This window comes from Micromonospora sp. NPDC052213 (assembly GCF_040679695.1).
GTDB lineage: Bacteria > Actinomycetota > Actinomycetes > Mycobacteriales > Micromonosporaceae > Micromonospora.
In genome coordinates this window covers 62,943-78,053 of sequence record NZ_JBFAVI010000004.1, presented here as the reverse complement: position 1 = coordinate 78,053, position 15,111 = coordinate 62,943, and the positions used below count along the sequence as shown (strand labels likewise).

The following is a 15,111-nucleotide window of genomic DNA, read 5'->3' as shown; positions in this document are numbered from 1 at the left end:
GGCCGCGTCCGATTTCCGCGAGCCGAGGGCGCCGAGCAGGGGCATCATCGGTGACGTGGAATTGGACTTCGAGCGGTGCTACCGGGCCGTCGACAGCCGCGACCAGCGGTTCGACGGCTGGTTCTACACCGGCGTGACCTCGACCGGGATCTACTGCCGGCCGTCCTGCCCCGCGATGACGCCGAAGCGGCAGAACGTCCGGTTCTTCCCCTCCGCCGCGGCGGCCCAGGGCGCCGGGCTGCGCGCCTGCCGGCGGTGCCGGCCGGACGCGGCCCCCGGCTCCCCGCACTGGGACGTCCGGGCGGACGTGGTCGGCCGGGCGATGCGGCTCATCGCCGACGGGGTCGTCGACCGGGACGGCATCCCGGGGCTGGCCGCCCGGCTCGGCTACACCGAGCGGCACCTGCACCGGATGCTGCGGGCGGAGATGGGCGCCGGCCCCCTCGCCCTGGCCCGGGCGCAGCGCGCGCAGACCGCCCGCACCCTGATCGAGACCACCGGCCTGGGCATGGCGGAGATCGCGTTCGCCGCCGGGTTCGGCAGCGTCCGGCAGTTCAACGACACGGTCCGCGAGGTGTACGGGACGGCCCCGTCCGAGCTGCGTACCGCCCGCGGCCGGTGCGCCGCGCCGGGCGGGGCGGGCACCATCACGCTGCGGCTCGCGTACCGCCCGCCGCTGCACGCGGGGGCGCTGCTGGACTTCCTCGCGCTGCGCGCGCTGCCCGGTGTCGAGGAGGTGCGCGACGGGACGTACCGCCGGGGCCTGCGGCTGCCGCACGGCCCGGGCGAGGCGACCCTGACCCCGGCGGACGGGCACGTGAGCGCCACGCTGCGGCTCACCGACATGCGCGACCTGGCCCCCGCGGTGGCCCGCTGCCGCCGCCTGCTCGACCTCGACGCCGACCCGGTCGCCGTCGACGGCACCCTCGCCGCCGACCCGGCCCTGGCCGGGGCGGTCGCCGCCGAGCCGGGCATCCGCCTCCCCCGGTCGGTCGACGGCTTCGAGATGGCCCTGCGCGCGATCGTCGGCCAGCAGGTCTCCGTCCGCTCGGCCCGCACCACCCTCACCCGCCTGCTGGACCATCTCCGTCCGCCCGTCCCCGACCCTTCCGACACCGGGGAGGGGCCCGGGCCGTGGCTGGCCGGCTTCCCCACCGCCGAGGAGGTGCTGGGGGCGCCGGACGAGGTGTTCGGGATGCCGGCGGGGCGGCGGGCGACGATCCGGGCCCTGGCCGGGGCCGTCGCCGACGGGTCGCTGGACCTGGCGCCCGGCGGGGACCGGGAGGAGAGCGTCCGGCGGCTGCTGGCGCTGCCCGGGATCGGCCCCTGGACCGCCGGTTACGTCGCGATGCGCGCCCTCGGCGACCCGGACGTCCTCCTCCCCACCGACCTCGCGGTACGCCGGGGCGCCGCCGCCCTCGGCCTGCCCGACGACCCGAAGACCCTCGACGCGTACGCCGACCGCTGGCGCCCCTGGCGCTCGTACGCGGTGATCCGACTCTGGAGAGCAGCATGAGCATGAACGACAGCACCGTCGTCGACACCCCCGGCGGACCGCTCAGCATCGTGGCCGGCCCGGACGGGGCGGTCCGGGCGGCGGGCTTCACCGGCGAACCCGAGCACCTGCTCCCCCTGGTGCACCCGACGCTGCGGGCCCCGCTGCGGCGCCGGGTCGACCTCGGTCCGGTCACCGCCGCCGTCGCGGCCTACCTGGACGGCGAGCTGACCGCGATCGACACCGTGCCGGTGGAGCAGCACACCGGCGGCGTCTTCATGGCGCACGCCTGGCAGGTGCTGCGCGAGGTGAAGCCGGGTGATCCGGTGACCTACACCGGGTTCGCCGGGCTGGCCGGCCGCCCCGCGGCCGTACGGGCCGCCGCGGCGGCCTGCGCCCGCAACGCGGTCGCCCTGTTCGTCCCCTGCCACCGGGTGCTGCGCACCGACGGGACGCTCGGCGGCTACCGCTGGGGGCTGGACGTGAAGAAGTGGCTTCTCGGGCACGAGCGGCCGTGACGGGAAGCTGACAGCGGCGCCGCACCCGTTTGCCGCTACCGTCGGGTAGTGCCTGCGGACGGCGACGGCAACCCGGCTCCCCGGGGGGTCGAGGCCGGCCCGCATCCGCTGCGCAACCTCTGGCGGCTGCGCCACTACCTGCGCCCCCACGCGGCCGAGTTCGGCTGGCTGCTGCTGGCCGGGCTCGCCGCCACCGGGGCGGGCATCGCCGTACCGCTGGTGACGCAGCGGGTGGTGGACGGCCCGGTCGCCCGGCAGGACCCGGCCGGGCTGTTCCGGCTGGCCGGGCTGGCGCTGCTGCTCGGCCTGGTCGAGGCGCTGCTGATCTTCATCCGGCGCTGGGTGCAGTCGTCGTCCTCGATGCGGATCGAGGCGGCGATCCGCGCCGACGTCTACGCCCACCTGCAGCGGCTGCCGGCCAGCTTCCACGACCGGTGGCAGTCCGGCCAGCTCCTGTCCCGGATCACCAGCGACCTCTCGGTGCTGCGCCGGTTCCTCTCCTTCGGCCTGTTCTTCCTGGTCCTCAACCTGGTGACCTACCTGGCCGTGGTGGCGCTGCTGATCCGGCTGCACCCCGCGCTGGGGCTGCTGGTGGCGGCGAGCGCGGTGCCGCTGTTCCTGATCACCCGGCGCTTCGCCCGGCGCTACCACGCCGCCTCCCGCCGGATGCAGGACCAGCAGGGCGACGTGGCCACGCTGGTCGAGGAGACCGCGCAGGGGCTGCGCACGATGAAGGCGTACGGGCGGGGGCGGGAACTGGCCGCCCGGTTCGCGGCCGACGCCCGGGCGCTGCACGACACCGGGGTCGGCAAGGGCCGGCTGCTGGCCCGCACCTCCGCCCTGCTCGACCTGGTGCCGAACCTGACCCTGGGCGTGGTGCTGGTGGCCGGCGCGGCGGCCACCGCCGGGGGCGTGCTGACCATCGGCGAGCTGGTCGCGTTCGTCAGCCTCCAGCTGATGCTGATCTGGCCGGTGCAGTCGCTGGGCTGGATCGTCGCCAACGGCCAGGAGGCGGCGACCGCCGCCGACCGGGTGCTGGAGGTGCTGGACAGCCCACCCGCCATCGTGGACGCCCCGGGCGCGGTCGCCCTGGGCCGCGGCGAGGTGCGCGGCCGGCTGCGCTTCGAGCGGGTCTCGTTCCGCTACCCGGGCACCGCGACGCCGGTGCTGCGGGAGGTCGACCTGACCGTCGAGCCGGGCGAGACCGTGGCGCTGGTCGGGGCGACCGGCTGCGGCAAGAGCACACTGCTCTCCCTGGTGCCCCGGCTGCACGACGTGACCGGTGGCCGGATCACCCTGGACGGGCACGACCTGCGCGACCTGCGGCTGTCCTCGCTGCGCCGGCTGGTCGGGGTGGCCTTCGAGGAGCCGACGCTGTTCTCCATGTCGGTGTGGGAGAACCTCACCCTGGGCCGGCCGGAGGCCGGGGAGGACGAGGTCCGGGCCGCCCTCACGCTGGCCCAGGCGGACTTCGCGTACGAGCTGCCGTGGGGGCTGGCCACCCGGGTGGGCGAGCAGGGGCTGTCGCTCTCCGGCGGGCAACGCCAGCGGCTGGCCCTGGCCCGGGCGGTGCTCGGCCGGCCGGCGCTGCTCGTGCTGGACGACCCGCTCTCCGCACTCGACGTGCACACCGAGGCGCTGGTGGAGGCCGCGTTGAAGCGGGTGCTGCGCAGCACGACCGCGCTGCTGGTGGTCCACCGGCCCTCCACGATCGCCCTCGCCGACCGGGTGGCGCTGCTGGAGGGGGGCCGGATCACCGCCGTCGGGCGGCACTCCGAACTGCTCGCCGACGTGCCGGCGTACCGCGCGGTGCTCTCCGCCGAGCCCGCCCCGGCGCCGCCCGACGGTCGCGGCCTGGTGCGGTCGTGACCGGCGGGGCCGCCCACCCGGGCGGGGCGGACCTCGCCCGGTGGCGCGGCGTCGCCACCGACCCCGACGCCGACCGCAGCCACGCCGAGGACACCACGCCGGAGGCGGTGGCCCGGCTCCGGGCCCGCAGCCGGGTGCTGCTGCGCGACCTGCTGCGCCCGCACCGGCGCCGGCTCGGGCTGGCCGTCGCGCTGCTGCTCGGCCAGAACGCCGCCGCGATGGCCGGGCCGTACCTCGTCATGCTCGGCATCGACCGGGCCATCGCGCCGCTGCGGGCCGGCGAGCCCGGCCCGCTGCTGGCCGTCGCCGCCGCGTTCGCCGCCGCCGCCGTCGTCGAGTACGCCGCCCGCCGGGGGTTCCTCACCCTCTCCGCGCGGATCGGCCAGGCCATCCTGCTCGACCTCCGCCAGCGGGTGTACGGCCACTTCCTGCGCCTGTCGGTGGCGTTCCACGAGCGGTACACCTCCGGCCGGATGGTCTCCCGGCTCACCAGCGACCTGGACTCGATCGGGGAACTGGTCGGCGGCGGCATCGACGGCCTGGTGCTGGCGGTGCTGTCGATCCTGTCGGTGGCCGGCATCCTGCTCTGGCTGGACCCGCCGCTGGCCGCGGTGACCCTGCTCGCGTTCCCGTTCCTGTTCTGGCTGTCCCGCTGGTTCGCGCGCGCGTCGGCGGACGCGTGGCGGCGCACCCGGGAGACCGTGGCGCTGGTCATCGTCCACTTCGTGGAGTCGATGCGGGGCATCCGGGCGGTGCAGGCGTTCCGCCGGGAGCCGCGCAACCAGCGGATCTTCGCGGCGGTCAACGACGACTACCGGGTGGCGAGCCGGCACGCGTTCCGGCTGATGGCGACGTACTCGCCGGGGATCAAGGTGATCGGCAACGTGACCGTGGCGGTGGTGCTCTGCTACGGCGGTTGGCGGGTGCTCGGCGGGGCGACCGAGATCGGGGTGCTGGCCGCGTTCCTGCTCTACCTGCGACGGTTCTTCGAGCCGATGCAGGAGCTGAGCCAGTTCTACAACTCGTTGCAGTCGGCCACGGCGGCCCTGGAGAAACTGGCCGGGGTGCTCGACGAGCGGCCCTCGGTGGCCGAGCCGGCCCGGCCCGTGCCGCTGCCCGCCGGGCCGGGGCGCGGGGCGGTCGCCTTCCGCGCGGTCACCTTCGGCTACCGCCCGGACGCGCCCATTCTCGCCGGGCTCGACCTCGCCGTCCCGGCCGGGCAGACCGTGGCGTTGATCGGGCCGACCGGCGCCGGCAAGTCGACCGTCGCCAGGCTGCTCGCCCGGTTCCACGACCCGCTCGCCGGCACGGTCAGCCTTGACGGCGTCGACCTGCGCGAGGTCGCCGACGCCGAGTTGCGCCGCGCGGTGGTGCTGGTGACCCAGGAGACCCACCTCTTCGGCGGGACGGTCGCGGAGAACATCCGGTTCGGCCGTCCCGGCGCCGACGACGCCGCCGTGGAGGCCGCCGCCCGGGCGATCGGCGCGCACGACTTCATCGCGGCCCTCCCCGAGGGGTACGCCACGCAGGTGCACCGGCGCGGCGGCCGGCTCTCCGCCGGGCAGCGGCAGCTCGTCGCGTTCGCCCGGGCGTTCCTGGCCGACCCGGCGGTGCTGGTCCTGGACGAGGCGACCTCCTCGCTGGACGTGCCGACCGAGCGGCTGGTGCAGCGCGCCCTCGGCACCGTCCTGCGCGACCGCACCGCCCTGGTGATCGCGCACCGGCTCTCCACCGTGGAGACGGCCGACCGGGTGCTGGTGCTCGACGGCGGCCGGATCGTCGAGGACGGCCCGCCCGGCCGGCTCGCCGCCGCCGGCGGCCGTTACGCCGCCCTGCACCGGCAGTGGCGCGACTCGCTGGTGTGAGCCACGGTCCGTGGCGCCGCCCCGCCGCCCGCGGTCGGCGGCCCCACGAAGATCACCGGTGCCACTAGACTCACCGCGCCGAGCGGAGCGTCCACCGGGTGGTCGTCCCGACGGCGGCGACGGGGGAGGTTGCGAGTGCGGTTCGGACGACGGGTGATGGTGGCCGGGGTGGCCGTCGCCTGCGCGCTGGGGGCGGCGGCGGTCGCCGGGATGCCGTTCGGCGACGCCGGCCGGACGCCGGCCACGCCCACCGCGCAGGAATCCCCGGCGCCGCCGGGCGACGACGCCGCCCCGACGGGCGCGCCGGCCCGCGCCGACAGCGGACTCGGCAACCGCCCCGGAGGCGGCGCCACGCCGGGCGCGGCGGCGACCCTCCGGGCCCGACCGGCCGCCGAGGTCGCCGCCGACAGCCCCGCCTCGGTCTCCTACCTGCGCGACCGCTACCGGGTCGACGCCGGCGAGGCGGCCCGGCGGCTCGCCCTCCAGGAGCTGTCCGCGCCGCTGGCCGCCCGGCTCGCCACGGAGTTCCCCGCCGCGTACGGCGGGATGTGGCTGGACCAGGCCGCCGGCGGCGTGCTGACCGTCGCCGCCACCGGCGTCGAACCGGTCCGGGCGGCGCTGACCGGCATGCCGGACGCGGCGCACGTCCGGGTGGTGCCGGTGCGCCACCCGCTGCGGCAGCTCACCGAGGCGGCGACCCGGCTGGCCGCCGCGCTCGACGCCACGGCCGGCGCCGATGTGGTGGTGGACGAGCGGGCCAACGAGGTCGTCGTGCTGACCGGCGACCGGATCGCCGCCGACGATCCCCGGCTGGCGGACGCGCTGCGCGCCGCCGGGGTGCCGGCCCGCGCGCAGGCCCGGGTCGCCGACACCGTGGTGCAGAAGGCCTGCGACCCGCGCGACTGCGCGCAGGCGCCGATGCGCGGCGGCATCCGGCTGGACGTGCCGCGCGACGACGGCACCGTGGGCGGCTGCACGACGGGCTTCAACGTGCTCGTCGGGCTGCGCGACCCGTACGTGCTGACGGCGGGGCACTGTGTCGTCGGGGGGTGGCACCAACTGGTGGACCGCACCTGGCACCAGTTCCTCGGCCCGAAGGTGCCGATGACCGTCGAGTCGTCGAGGTCGGGGCTGGCCGAGAACGCCTACCCGTACGACTACGCGATCATGCCGTACCAGCCGGGCGCGGTCGGGCGGTGGGCGTACCCGGCGGGGGCCACGCAGGTGCCCAGCCTGGTCAACTACTGGTGCGTGCCGGACAGCACCGGGTGCGCCACCCGGGGCAGCCGCGACGTGGCGATCACCGGGCACGTGCCGTGGAGCGCCATCCAGCCCGGCTGGGTGGTCTGCGCCACCGGGGCGGCGTACACGCCGAAGGCCGGCGAGCAGTACGTCGACTCGGGCGCCGGGGCCGGCTACGTGCCCGGCACCCGCTGCGGGGAGATCATCGGCAAGACCAGCGGCGGCATCGACGTGCGCATCTGCGCCCGCCCGGGCGACAGCGGCGGCCCGCTCTTCACCGAGGCCGACGGCAAGGCGCTGGGCATCCTGTCGCACGGCGACCCGGGGCAGGGCGCCTGCACCAACCCGAACGAGCGCAACTCGTACGCCCCGGTCTCCACGATCCTCGACCGGGCGAACGCCCGCACCTACGGGGGCCTGCGGATCCGGCTGGCCACCAAGGGCCCGCTGAGCGGCCCGGTCCCCCGCTGACCCGGCCGGCGGCCCGTCGACCCGGGGCGCCGGCACCGGGCCGGTCGACCGTCGCGCCGGCGGCTCACCAGCGGTCGACGTGCAGGACCTCGTCCAGGGGCTGCCGCCGCGCCGGCCGGAAGCCCTCCCCGGTGTGGAACGCGGTGGGGATCAACGCGGCCTGGCGCACGGTCGCGGGCAGCCCGAGCAGCTCGGCGACCTCCGCCTCGTACGCCAGGTGCAGCGTGGTCCAGGCGGTGCCGAGGCCGCGCGCCCGGGCGGCGAGCATGTAGCTCCACGCGGCCGGCAGCACCGACCCCCAGAGCCCCGCCTGGTTGCCGGCCGGCAGCTCGCCGGAGTCCACCTCGACGCACGGGACGAGCAGCACCGGCACCTGCCCCATCCGGTCGGCGAGCCAGGCCACGCTCTCCCCCACCCGGCGCTGCACCTCGGCCCGCTCCGGGTCGTCGGCGAAGAGCCGGGCGGCCGATCGCTCCGAGGCGAGGTAGCCGTGCGCCGCGCGCTGGTAGATCCGGCCGATCAGGTCCCGCTTCGCCGGGTCGGTCACCACGATCCACTGCCAGCCCTGCCGGTTCGACCCGGACGGCGCCTGGAGGGCGATCTCCAGACACTCGCGGACCAGCTCCATCGGCACGGGTCGGGTGAGGTCCAGCCGCCTGCGGACCGAGCGGGTGGTGGTGAGCAGCTCGTCGGGGCTCAGCGGGAGTGTCGGCACGACATCCATCGTGGCACGCCGGTTAACCCGTGGTCCGGCCGTTGGCCGGTGCCTACGATCGACGGATGACTGATACGGCGAGGACGGCCCGCGCCGGCGTCCCCGAGCGTCCGACCCTGGACGGGCTCGAGGAGACCTGGGCGCGCCGCTGGCAGGAGGAGGGCACGTACGCGTTCGACCGCTCGAAGGAGCGGACGGACGTGTACGCGATCGACACCCCGCCGCCGACCGTATCCGGCGAGCTGCACATGGGCCACGTCTTCTCGTACACGCACACCGACATCGTGGCCCGGTTCCAGCGGATGCGCGGGCGGGCGGTGTTCTACCCGATGGGCTGGGACGACAACGGCCTGCCGACCGAGCGCCGGGTGCAGAACGTCCACGGCGTGCGCTGCGACCCGACGCTGCCGTACGACCCGTCGTGGCTGCCGCCGGCCGCCCCCGTCGACGACGCCGCCCGCCGGGACCCGACGCCGGTCTCCCGGCGCAACTTCATCGAGCTGTGCGAGCGGCTGACGGTCGCCGACGAGCAGGTCTTCGAGGCGCTGTGGCGGCGGCTCGGGCTGTCCGTGGACTGGACGCTGACGTACACGACGATCGGGCGGGTGGCCCGGGCGACCTCGCAGCGGGCGTTCCTGCGCAACCTGGCGCGGGGCGAGGCGTACCAGGCGGAGGCCCCGACGCTGTGGGACGTCGGGTTCGCCACCGCCGTCGCCCAGGCGGAGCTGGAGGACCGGGAACGGCCCGGGGCGTACCACCGGCTGCGGTTCGCCGGGCCGGCCGGGCGCGAGGTGCTGATCGACACCACCCGGCCGGAGCTGCTGCCGGCCTGCGTGGCGCTGGTCTGCCACCCCGACGACGAGCGGTACGCGGACCTGGTCGGCGGCACCGCGCGTACGCCGGTGTTCGGGGTCGAGGTGCCGGTGCGGGCGCACCCGCTGGCGGACCCGGCCAAGGGCACCGGCATCGCGATGGTCTGCACGTTCGGCGACCTGACCGACGTGACCTGGTGGCGGGAGCTGCGACTGGACACCCGGGTGGTGATCGGCCGGGACGGCCGGCTGCTGCCGGAGGCGCCCGCCGGGGTGCCGACGCAGCCCTACGCGGCGCTGGCCGGGCAGACCGTCAACGGTGCCCGGCGGACGCTGGTGCAGCTGCTCGACGACGCCGGCGACCTGGTCGGCGAGCCGCGCCCGATCACCCATCCCGTGAAGTTCTACGAGCGCGGCGACCGGCCGCTGGAGATCGTCTCGACCCGGCAGTGGTATCTGCGCAACGGCGGCCGGGACGTCGCCCTGCGCGAGGAACTGCTGGCCCGGGGCGGGGAGCTGCGCTGGGTGCCGGAGCACATGCGGCACCGCTACGAGCACTGGGTGGGCGGCCTGACCGGTGACTGGCTGGTCAGCCGGCAGCGCTTCTTCGGCGTGCCGGTGCCGGTGTGGTACCGGCTCGACGACGCTGGCGAGCCGGACTACACCCACCCTCTCACGCCGGACGAGTCCGCGCTGCCGGTCGACCCGTCCAGCGACGCCCCGCCCGGGTTCGAGGAGTCCCGGCGCGGCCGGCCGGGTGGCTTCGTCGGCGACCCGGACGTGCTCGACACCTGGGCCACCTCGTCGCTGACCCCGCAGATCGTGGGCGGCTGGGAAACAGACCCGGACCTGTTCGCGCGGGTCTTCCCGATGGACCTGCGCCCGCAGGGGCAGGAGATCATCCGTACCTGGCTCTTCTCCACCGTGGTCCGTTCGCACCTGGAGCACGGGGTGCTGCCCTGGCGGGACGCGGTGCTCTCCGGCTGGATCCTGGACCCGGACCGCAAGAAGATGTCCAAGTCCAAGGGGAACGTGGTCACCCCGATGGCGTTGCTGGAGCAGCACGGCTCCGACGCGGTGCGGTACTGGGCGGCGAACGGCAAGCCGGGCATGGACCTCGCCTTCGACCCGGCCCAGATCAAGGTCGGCCGGCGGCTGGCCACCAAGCTGCTCAACGCGTCGAGGTTCGCCCTCGGGCTGGGCGCCGCCGACGCGTTGCGCGCCCCGGCGACCGAGCCGCTGGACCGCGCCATGCTCGCCGAACTGTCCGGGGTGGTCGCCGCCGCGACCGCCGCGCTGGAGGCGTACGACCACACGGCGGCGTTGCAGGTGGCCGAGTCGTTCTTCTGGCGGTTCTGCGACGACTACATCGAGCTGGTGAAGGAGCGCGCCTACGGCTCCGGGCCGGGGGCGGACTCGGCCCGGGCGGCGCTGGCCACCGCGCTCTCGGTGCAGTTGCGGCTGTTCGCCCCGGTGCTGCCGTACGCGACCGAGGAGGTCTGGTCCTGGTGGCGCTACGGCTCGGTGCACCGCGCGCCCTGGCCGACCACGTACGAGGTGGGCCGGGCGATCGAGGGCACCGGCGAGCCGGAGCTGCTGCGGCTGGCCGGGGACGCGCTCAGCCAGGTGCGCCGGGCCAAGTCGGAGCGGAAACTGTCGATGCGGGCGGAGGTGCCGCTGGCCGAGGCGCTCGGCCCGGCGGCCCTGCTGGACCAGCTCACCGTGATCGCCGACGACCTCCGCGCCGCCGGCCGGATCACGAAACTGGACCTGCTCCCCGACCGCACCCCGGAACTGGTGATCGCCTGCGCCTTCTGAGCGCGGCCCCGCCGCGCCCGACGGGGCGCGGCGGGGTCACCAGCCGCGCAGCAGGCGCAGGCCGAGGAGGAAGGCGACGACGGCGGGGCCGACCAGCAGGGTGATCGCCTGGAGCCGGTACGGCATCCGGTGCCGGGTCAGCTCCACGGCGTTGCCCAGCACGATCACCCCGGCCAGCATCAGGAACGCGCCCCACATCGGGGCGATCCCCACGTCGACCAGGCCGACGCGGGTCAGTTGCAGCGTCCCGCCGAGCAGCAGGGCGCCGGCCAGCGCCAGCAGGGCGACCGCCCGGTGCAGCCCCCGGGCCAGCGGGTGGACCGGCCGCCAGTGGTAGGTGCCGGCGACCGCCAGGCACGGCAGGATGACCATCAGCGGCCAACCCCTGCCGAACACGCCGAACATCAGCAGCGCCCCGACCGCGAACACCAGCGCGCCGAGGCAGGCGGCCACGTAGCCGGCGAAGGCGCGCCCGCCGCCCCGGGCCAGCAGCGGCCCGCCGGCGGCGGCGATCAGTGCCCCGGGGATCAGCACGAACCCCGCCCACCAGTGGAAGTGCCCGCTGGCCTGGGCGGCCGTGGTGGTCGCCGCCGCCGCGAGCCCGGCGACCGCCAGGCTGACCAGCCGGTGCCGGCCGGCACCGGGGTAGGAATCGCGCGACATGACCAGACCCGCTTCCGCACTCACTTCCACAGCCTCGCCCGGCGGCGCGGCCCGGTCCATCCGGCCAGCCCTACCATCGGGGGTCGGGCCGCCCGGACGGCCGTCACGCGGGGGTCAGCTCGTCTCGCCGGCCACGCTGAACGAGCGGAGCCGGTCGATCGCCAGCACGGTGAAGCCCACGCTGATCAGCGCGGTCATCACCGCCGCCACGGGCACCGAGACGCTGGCCTCCAGCAGCCCGGTGGGGGCCAGCCGGTCGGCGAGGGCGATCACGTACTGCTGGATGGAGAGCACCTGGGTGCCGGTGACGACGTTGCCGAGCAGCCCCTCCCAGATGAGCACGTAGACCAGGCCGAGCAGCACGGGCCGCCGGGTGAGCAGGCTCAGCGCCAGGAACAGCGCCGAGTACGCCAGCGCACCGACCGCCGCCGCGGCGGCGAGCGCCAGGCCGAGGCGTACGGAATGGGCGAGCACACCCGCGACGTAGAGCGGCACCGCGACCGTGACCGCCGTGACGCCGGTCGCCACCGCCAGCTTCGGCAGCACGATCTGCCAGCGCGGCAGCGGCTTGGTCAGAATGTGCACGACCGTGCCGTCGTCGATCTCGGCCCCCAGCACGCCCGTGCCGACGATCAGCGCGACCACCGGCAGCACCACGGCCAGGCCGAGGCCGACCAGCACCGGCGGACCCCACTCGCCCGGGTCCACCCCGAGCGAGCGGGAGAGCACGGCGAGCACCACCAGCACCGCCGGGAGCGGCACCAGCAGGAGGAACCGGCGACGCCCGAACAGCCCCCGCGCGGTGATCCAGGAAACGGTAGACATGCTCAGGCCTCCACCAGGTAGGAGAAGACGCTCTCCAGGGACTCGTCCTCGGGCACCAGTTGCCGCACCCGGATGCCCTTGGCCAGGGCGATCTTCGGCAGCGCGCGGGTGAACGCGCCGTAGTCGCCGGCCCGCACGGTCAGCCCCGCGCGCCCCAGCTCCACCCCGGTCACCGACGCCTCCGCCATCAGCGCCACGGCGAGCGCCCGATCGTCGGTGGAGTGGACGGCGAAGACGTGCGGCCGGTTGGTCATCAGCCGGCGGATGGTGCGGAAGTCGCCGGAGGCGGCGAGCCGGCCGGCGACCATCACCTGGACGGTGCCGGAGACCTGCTCGACCTCCTCCAGGATGTGCGAGCTGAACAGGATCGTCCGGCCGGCGTCGCCGAGGCGGTGCAGCAGCTCCATCATGTGCAGCCGCTGACGCGGGTCCATCCCGTTGAACGGCTCGTCCAGCAGCAGCACCTGCGGCTCGTGCACGAGCGCCGCGGCGACCCGGGCGCGCTGCCGCATGCCCTTGGAGTACGTGCCGATCCGGCGGTCCTGCGCCCCCTCCATCTCCACCAGGGCGATCGCCCGGCGGGCCGCCGCCGCCGGGTCCGGCAGCCGGTGCAGCTTCGCGCTGGCCAGCACGAACTCGTACGCGGTGAGGAACGTGTGCACCGCCTCCCGCTCGCTCACCAGGCCCAGCCGGCGGTAGACCTCCGGGTTGCGCCAGGTGGGCCGGCCGTCCAGGGTCACCGCGCCGCGCGACGGGGCCAGGAAGCCGGCCATCATGTGCAGCAGGGTGGTCTTGCCCGCGCCGTTCGGGCCGAGCAGCCCGGTGACGCCGGGGCCGAGGGTCATGCTGACGTCGTTGACCGCCACCACGTTGCCGTACCAGCGGGAGACGCCGGCGAGGTCCAGGGTGCTGGCGTCGGTCGCGGCCCCCGCCGCGGGCTCGGCGCTCGTCGTGGTCATCGGGCGGCCACCTTCCGGTATCGCAGCAGCAGCAGGGCGACGCAGCCGGCCACGAGCAGCACGGCGGCGGCCGCGTAGACCGGGCCGAAGTCGCCGATCATGAGCCCCTCCTGCCCCTTGGGGAGCAGGTCGCCGAGGGCCCAGTCGCCGACGCCCCGCACCAGCGTGGACGGCGAGGCGAGGAAGGCCAGCTCGTTGACCGTCCGGGACGGCATGATCGACAGGGTGCCGACGACCGGGGTGGTCATCAGGAACACCGCCACGATCCCGCCGGCCGCGAACGCCCGCTTGCCGGTCAGCGACGCGACCAGCAGGCCGACCGAGGCGAAGACCACCGCCCAGAGCCCGGCGTAGAGCAGGCCCGGCAGCAGGTCGAGCAGCTCGTTCCAGACCCCGCGCATGCCGTCGTCGGTGGTGAAGGCGGCGCCCAGGAACATCACCAGCTGCGGGCCACCGAGCAGCAGCCAGAGCGCGGTCACCAGCGCCAGCAGCTTGGCCAGCGGGTAGTCCGACCGGGGCAGCGGCCGGGAGAAGTAGAGCGGCAGCACCCCGCTGCGCAGGTCCCGGGAGACCAGCTCGGGGGCGACCACCGCGACGAAGAAGATGACCAGCCAGCTCATGTTGTCGGCGAACTGGGCGTACGTCATCACCGCCTCGCCGATCTGGCTGCGCACCGCGGTGAGGCCCGCGGCCACCACGGTGACGATGCCGACCACCAGCCAGGGGAAGATCTTGGCCTTGGCGCTGCGCCCGAACCCGAACGCCGTACGCAGCCCGTGCAGGTAGAGCGCGCCGAAGACCTGCCGACGCCCCAGGCGGGGGCCGGTGTAGCGCTGGTATCCGATGTCGTGGATGACACCGGTGGGCTCAGGCATGGCTGGGCTCCCTCGTGGCGAAGAGCTCGGCGACCCGGTGCCGGCGCTGGTCCAGCCGGTGCAGCGGCAGGTCCAGCTCGGCGACCGCGCCGAGGATGAGGTCGTAGGTGGCGTCGTCGGCGAGTTCGACGAGCAGCAGCCGCCCGTCCCGGCGTACCGGCAGGCGCAGAGCGGCGAGCCGGGCGGCCAGCTCCTCGGTGCCCTCGCTGACCTCGACGGCGAGCACGTCGGTGGCCGACGTCATGGCGGAGATGTGGTCGGCCCGCAGCAGCCGCCCGCCGTCGATGGCGACCAGCGTGTCGCAGATCCGCTCCACCTCGCCGAGCAGGTGCGAGCAGACCAGCACGGAGATGCCGAACTCGGTGCCGATCCGGTGCACCAGGGCCAGCATGGCGTCCCGGCCGGCCGGGTCGAGGCCGTTGGTCGGCTCGTCGAGCAGCAGCAGGTCGGGGTCGTGCACCAGGGCCTGGGCGAGCTTCACCCGCTGCTTCATGCCCGTGGAGTAGCCGCCGACCGGGCGGTAGCGCTCCTCGTAGAGCCCGACGTGCCGCAGCGCCTCGGAGGCCCGCTCGCGGGCGACCGTACGCGGCAGCCCGCTGATCCGGCCGAGGTGGGTGACCAGCTCGGCGGCCGAGAGGTCCGGCGGCAGGGCGTCGTGCTCGGGCATGTAGCCGACCCGGGCGCGGACCCCGGCGGAGTCGGTGGTCGGGTCGATCCCGAGCACTCGGACCCGCCCGCTGGTCGGGGCGAGGAGGCCGAGCAGGATCTTGATCAGCGTGGACTTGCCGGCGCCGTTCGCGCCGACCAGTCCGATGATCCCCGGCTCGACCGCGACGGTCAGGTCAGCCAGCGCGGTGACCCCGCCCCCGTACGTCTTGGTCAGCGACTCGGTCGCGATCAGTGTCACGACCTCCAGCGTAGGAGGCCGACGCCCCTGCCGGGAGCGGCACGCCCCCGGCGCTCCCCTGATCCTTGCCGCCCGCG

The 15,111-nt window shown here is 75.4% G+C and carries 12 protein-coding genes; 6 read left to right on the top strand and 6 right to left on the bottom strand.

Annotation, left to right across the window (positions count from 1 at the left end):
- The first annotated feature begins 55 nt into the window (after nt 1-55).
- The 5 genes from AB0L34_RS02270 to AB0L34_RS02250 all read left to right on the top strand — a co-directional run bounded on the left by AB0L34_RS02270 (nt 56) and on the right by AB0L34_RS02250 (nt 7,460).
- Nucleotides 56-1,516 (top strand): AlkA N-terminal domain-containing protein, encoded by a 1,461-nt coding sequence (locus tag AB0L34_RS02270; RefSeq protein ID WP_363701174.1) that lies wholly within the window; start codon nt 56-58, stop codon nt 1,514-1,516.
- Nucleotides 1,513-2,013: a methylated-DNA--[protein]-cysteine S-methyltransferase gene (locus tag AB0L34_RS02265; RefSeq protein ID WP_363701172.1), complete on the top strand. Its 501-nt coding sequence runs from the start codon at nt 1,513-1,515 to the stop codon at nt 2,011-2,013. The genes AB0L34_RS02270 and AB0L34_RS02265 overlap by 4 nt, the downstream gene beginning before the upstream one ends.
- A gap of 48 nt (nt 2,014-2,061) precedes the next feature.
- A complete protein-coding gene (locus AB0L34_RS02260) occupies nt 2,062-3,882 on the top strand; it encodes an ABC transporter ATP-binding protein (RefSeq protein WP_363701170.1) in 1,821 nt (606 codons plus the stop codon).
- Entirely contained in the window at nt 3,879-5,747 is a 1,869-nt protein-coding gene (locus AB0L34_RS02255; RefSeq protein WP_363701168.1) for an ABC transporter ATP-binding protein, read from the top strand. Before AB0L34_RS02260 ends, AB0L34_RS02255 begins: the two co-directional genes overlap by 4 nt.
- A gap of 135 nt (nt 5,748-5,882) precedes the next feature.
- On the top strand, nt 5,883-7,460 hold the full coding sequence (locus AB0L34_RS02250; RefSeq protein ID WP_363701166.1) for a trypsin-like serine protease: 1,578 nt from the start codon (nt 5,883-5,885) through the stop codon (nt 7,458-7,460).
- A gap of 64 nt (nt 7,461-7,524) precedes the next feature.
- On the opposite strand, the gene AB0L34_RS02245 is transcribed toward AB0L34_RS02250, so the two are convergent.
- On the bottom strand, nt 7,525-8,175 hold the full coding sequence (locus tag AB0L34_RS02245; RefSeq protein ID WP_357455526.1) for a nitroreductase family protein: 651 nt from the start codon (nt 8,173-8,175) through the stop codon (nt 7,525-7,527).
- A gap of 65 nt (nt 8,176-8,240) precedes the next feature.
- On the opposite strand from AB0L34_RS02245, the gene valS reads away from it, so the two are divergent.
- Nucleotides 8,241-10,805, top strand: coding sequence for a valine--tRNA ligase (gene valS, locus AB0L34_RS02240; RefSeq protein ID WP_363701164.1), 2,565 nt, complete (start codon nt 8,241-8,243; stop codon nt 10,803-10,805).
- 36 nt (nt 10,806-10,841) lie between these two features.
- Here the strand turns inward: valS and AB0L34_RS02235 are convergent, their stop codons facing one another.
- The 5 genes from AB0L34_RS02235 to AB0L34_RS02215 all read right to left on the bottom strand — a co-directional run bounded on the left by AB0L34_RS02235 (nt 10,842) and on the right by AB0L34_RS02215 (nt 15,034).
- Nucleotides 10,842-11,468 (bottom strand): hypothetical protein, encoded by a 627-nt coding sequence (locus tag AB0L34_RS02235; protein ID WP_363701162.1) that lies wholly within the window; start codon nt 11,466-11,468, stop codon nt 10,842-10,844.
- A 114-nt stretch (nt 11,469-11,582) separates the two neighbouring features.
- Nucleotides 11,583-12,293, bottom strand: coding sequence for an ABC transporter permease (locus tag AB0L34_RS02230; protein ID WP_357455517.1), 711 nt, complete (start codon nt 12,291-12,293; stop codon nt 11,583-11,585).
- Nucleotides 12,294-12,295: 2 nt separating this feature from the next.
- Nucleotides 12,296-13,252 carry an ABC transporter ATP-binding protein gene (locus AB0L34_RS02225; protein ID WP_363701160.1) on the bottom strand — a complete coding sequence of 319 codons (957 nt, stop codon included), beginning with the start codon at nt 13,250-13,252 and terminating at the stop codon, nt 12,296-12,298.
- Entirely contained in the window at nt 13,249-14,127 is an 879-nt protein-coding gene (locus AB0L34_RS02220; protein WP_363701158.1) for an ABC transporter permease, read from the bottom strand. The genes AB0L34_RS02225 and AB0L34_RS02220 overlap by 4 nt, the downstream gene beginning before the upstream one ends.
- A complete protein-coding gene (locus tag AB0L34_RS02215; RefSeq protein ID WP_357455508.1) occupies nt 14,120-15,034 on the bottom strand; it encodes an ABC transporter ATP-binding protein in 915 nt (304 codons plus the stop codon). Before AB0L34_RS02215 ends, AB0L34_RS02220 begins: the two co-directional genes overlap by 8 nt.
- Nucleotides 15,035-15,111 lie beyond the last annotated feature (77 nt).

Bases quoted from the DNA above. Each gene is read 5' to 3' on its own strand.
- AB0L34_RS02265 (WP_363701172.1), top strand. From the start codon at position 1,513: ATGAGCATGAACGACAGCACCGTCGTCGACACCCCCGGCGGACCGCTC.
- valS (WP_363701164.1), top strand. From the start codon at position 8,241: ATGACTGATACGGCGAGGACGGCCCGCGCCGGCGTCCCCGAGCGTCCG.
- AB0L34_RS02235 (WP_363701162.1), bottom strand. From the start codon at position 11,468: ATGTCGCGCGATTCCTACCCCGGTGCCGGCCGGCACCGGCTGGTCAGC.
- AB0L34_RS02230 (WP_357455517.1), bottom strand. From the start codon at position 12,293: ATGTCTACCGTTTCCTGGATCACCGCGCGGGGGCTGTTCGGGCGTCGC.
- AB0L34_RS02225 (WP_363701160.1), bottom strand. From the start codon at position 13,252: ATGACCACGACGAGCGCCGAGCCCGCGGCGGGGGCCGCGACCGACGCC.
- AB0L34_RS02220 (WP_363701158.1), bottom strand. From the start codon at position 14,127: ATGCCTGAGCCCACCGGTGTCATCCACGACATCGGATACCAGCGCTAC.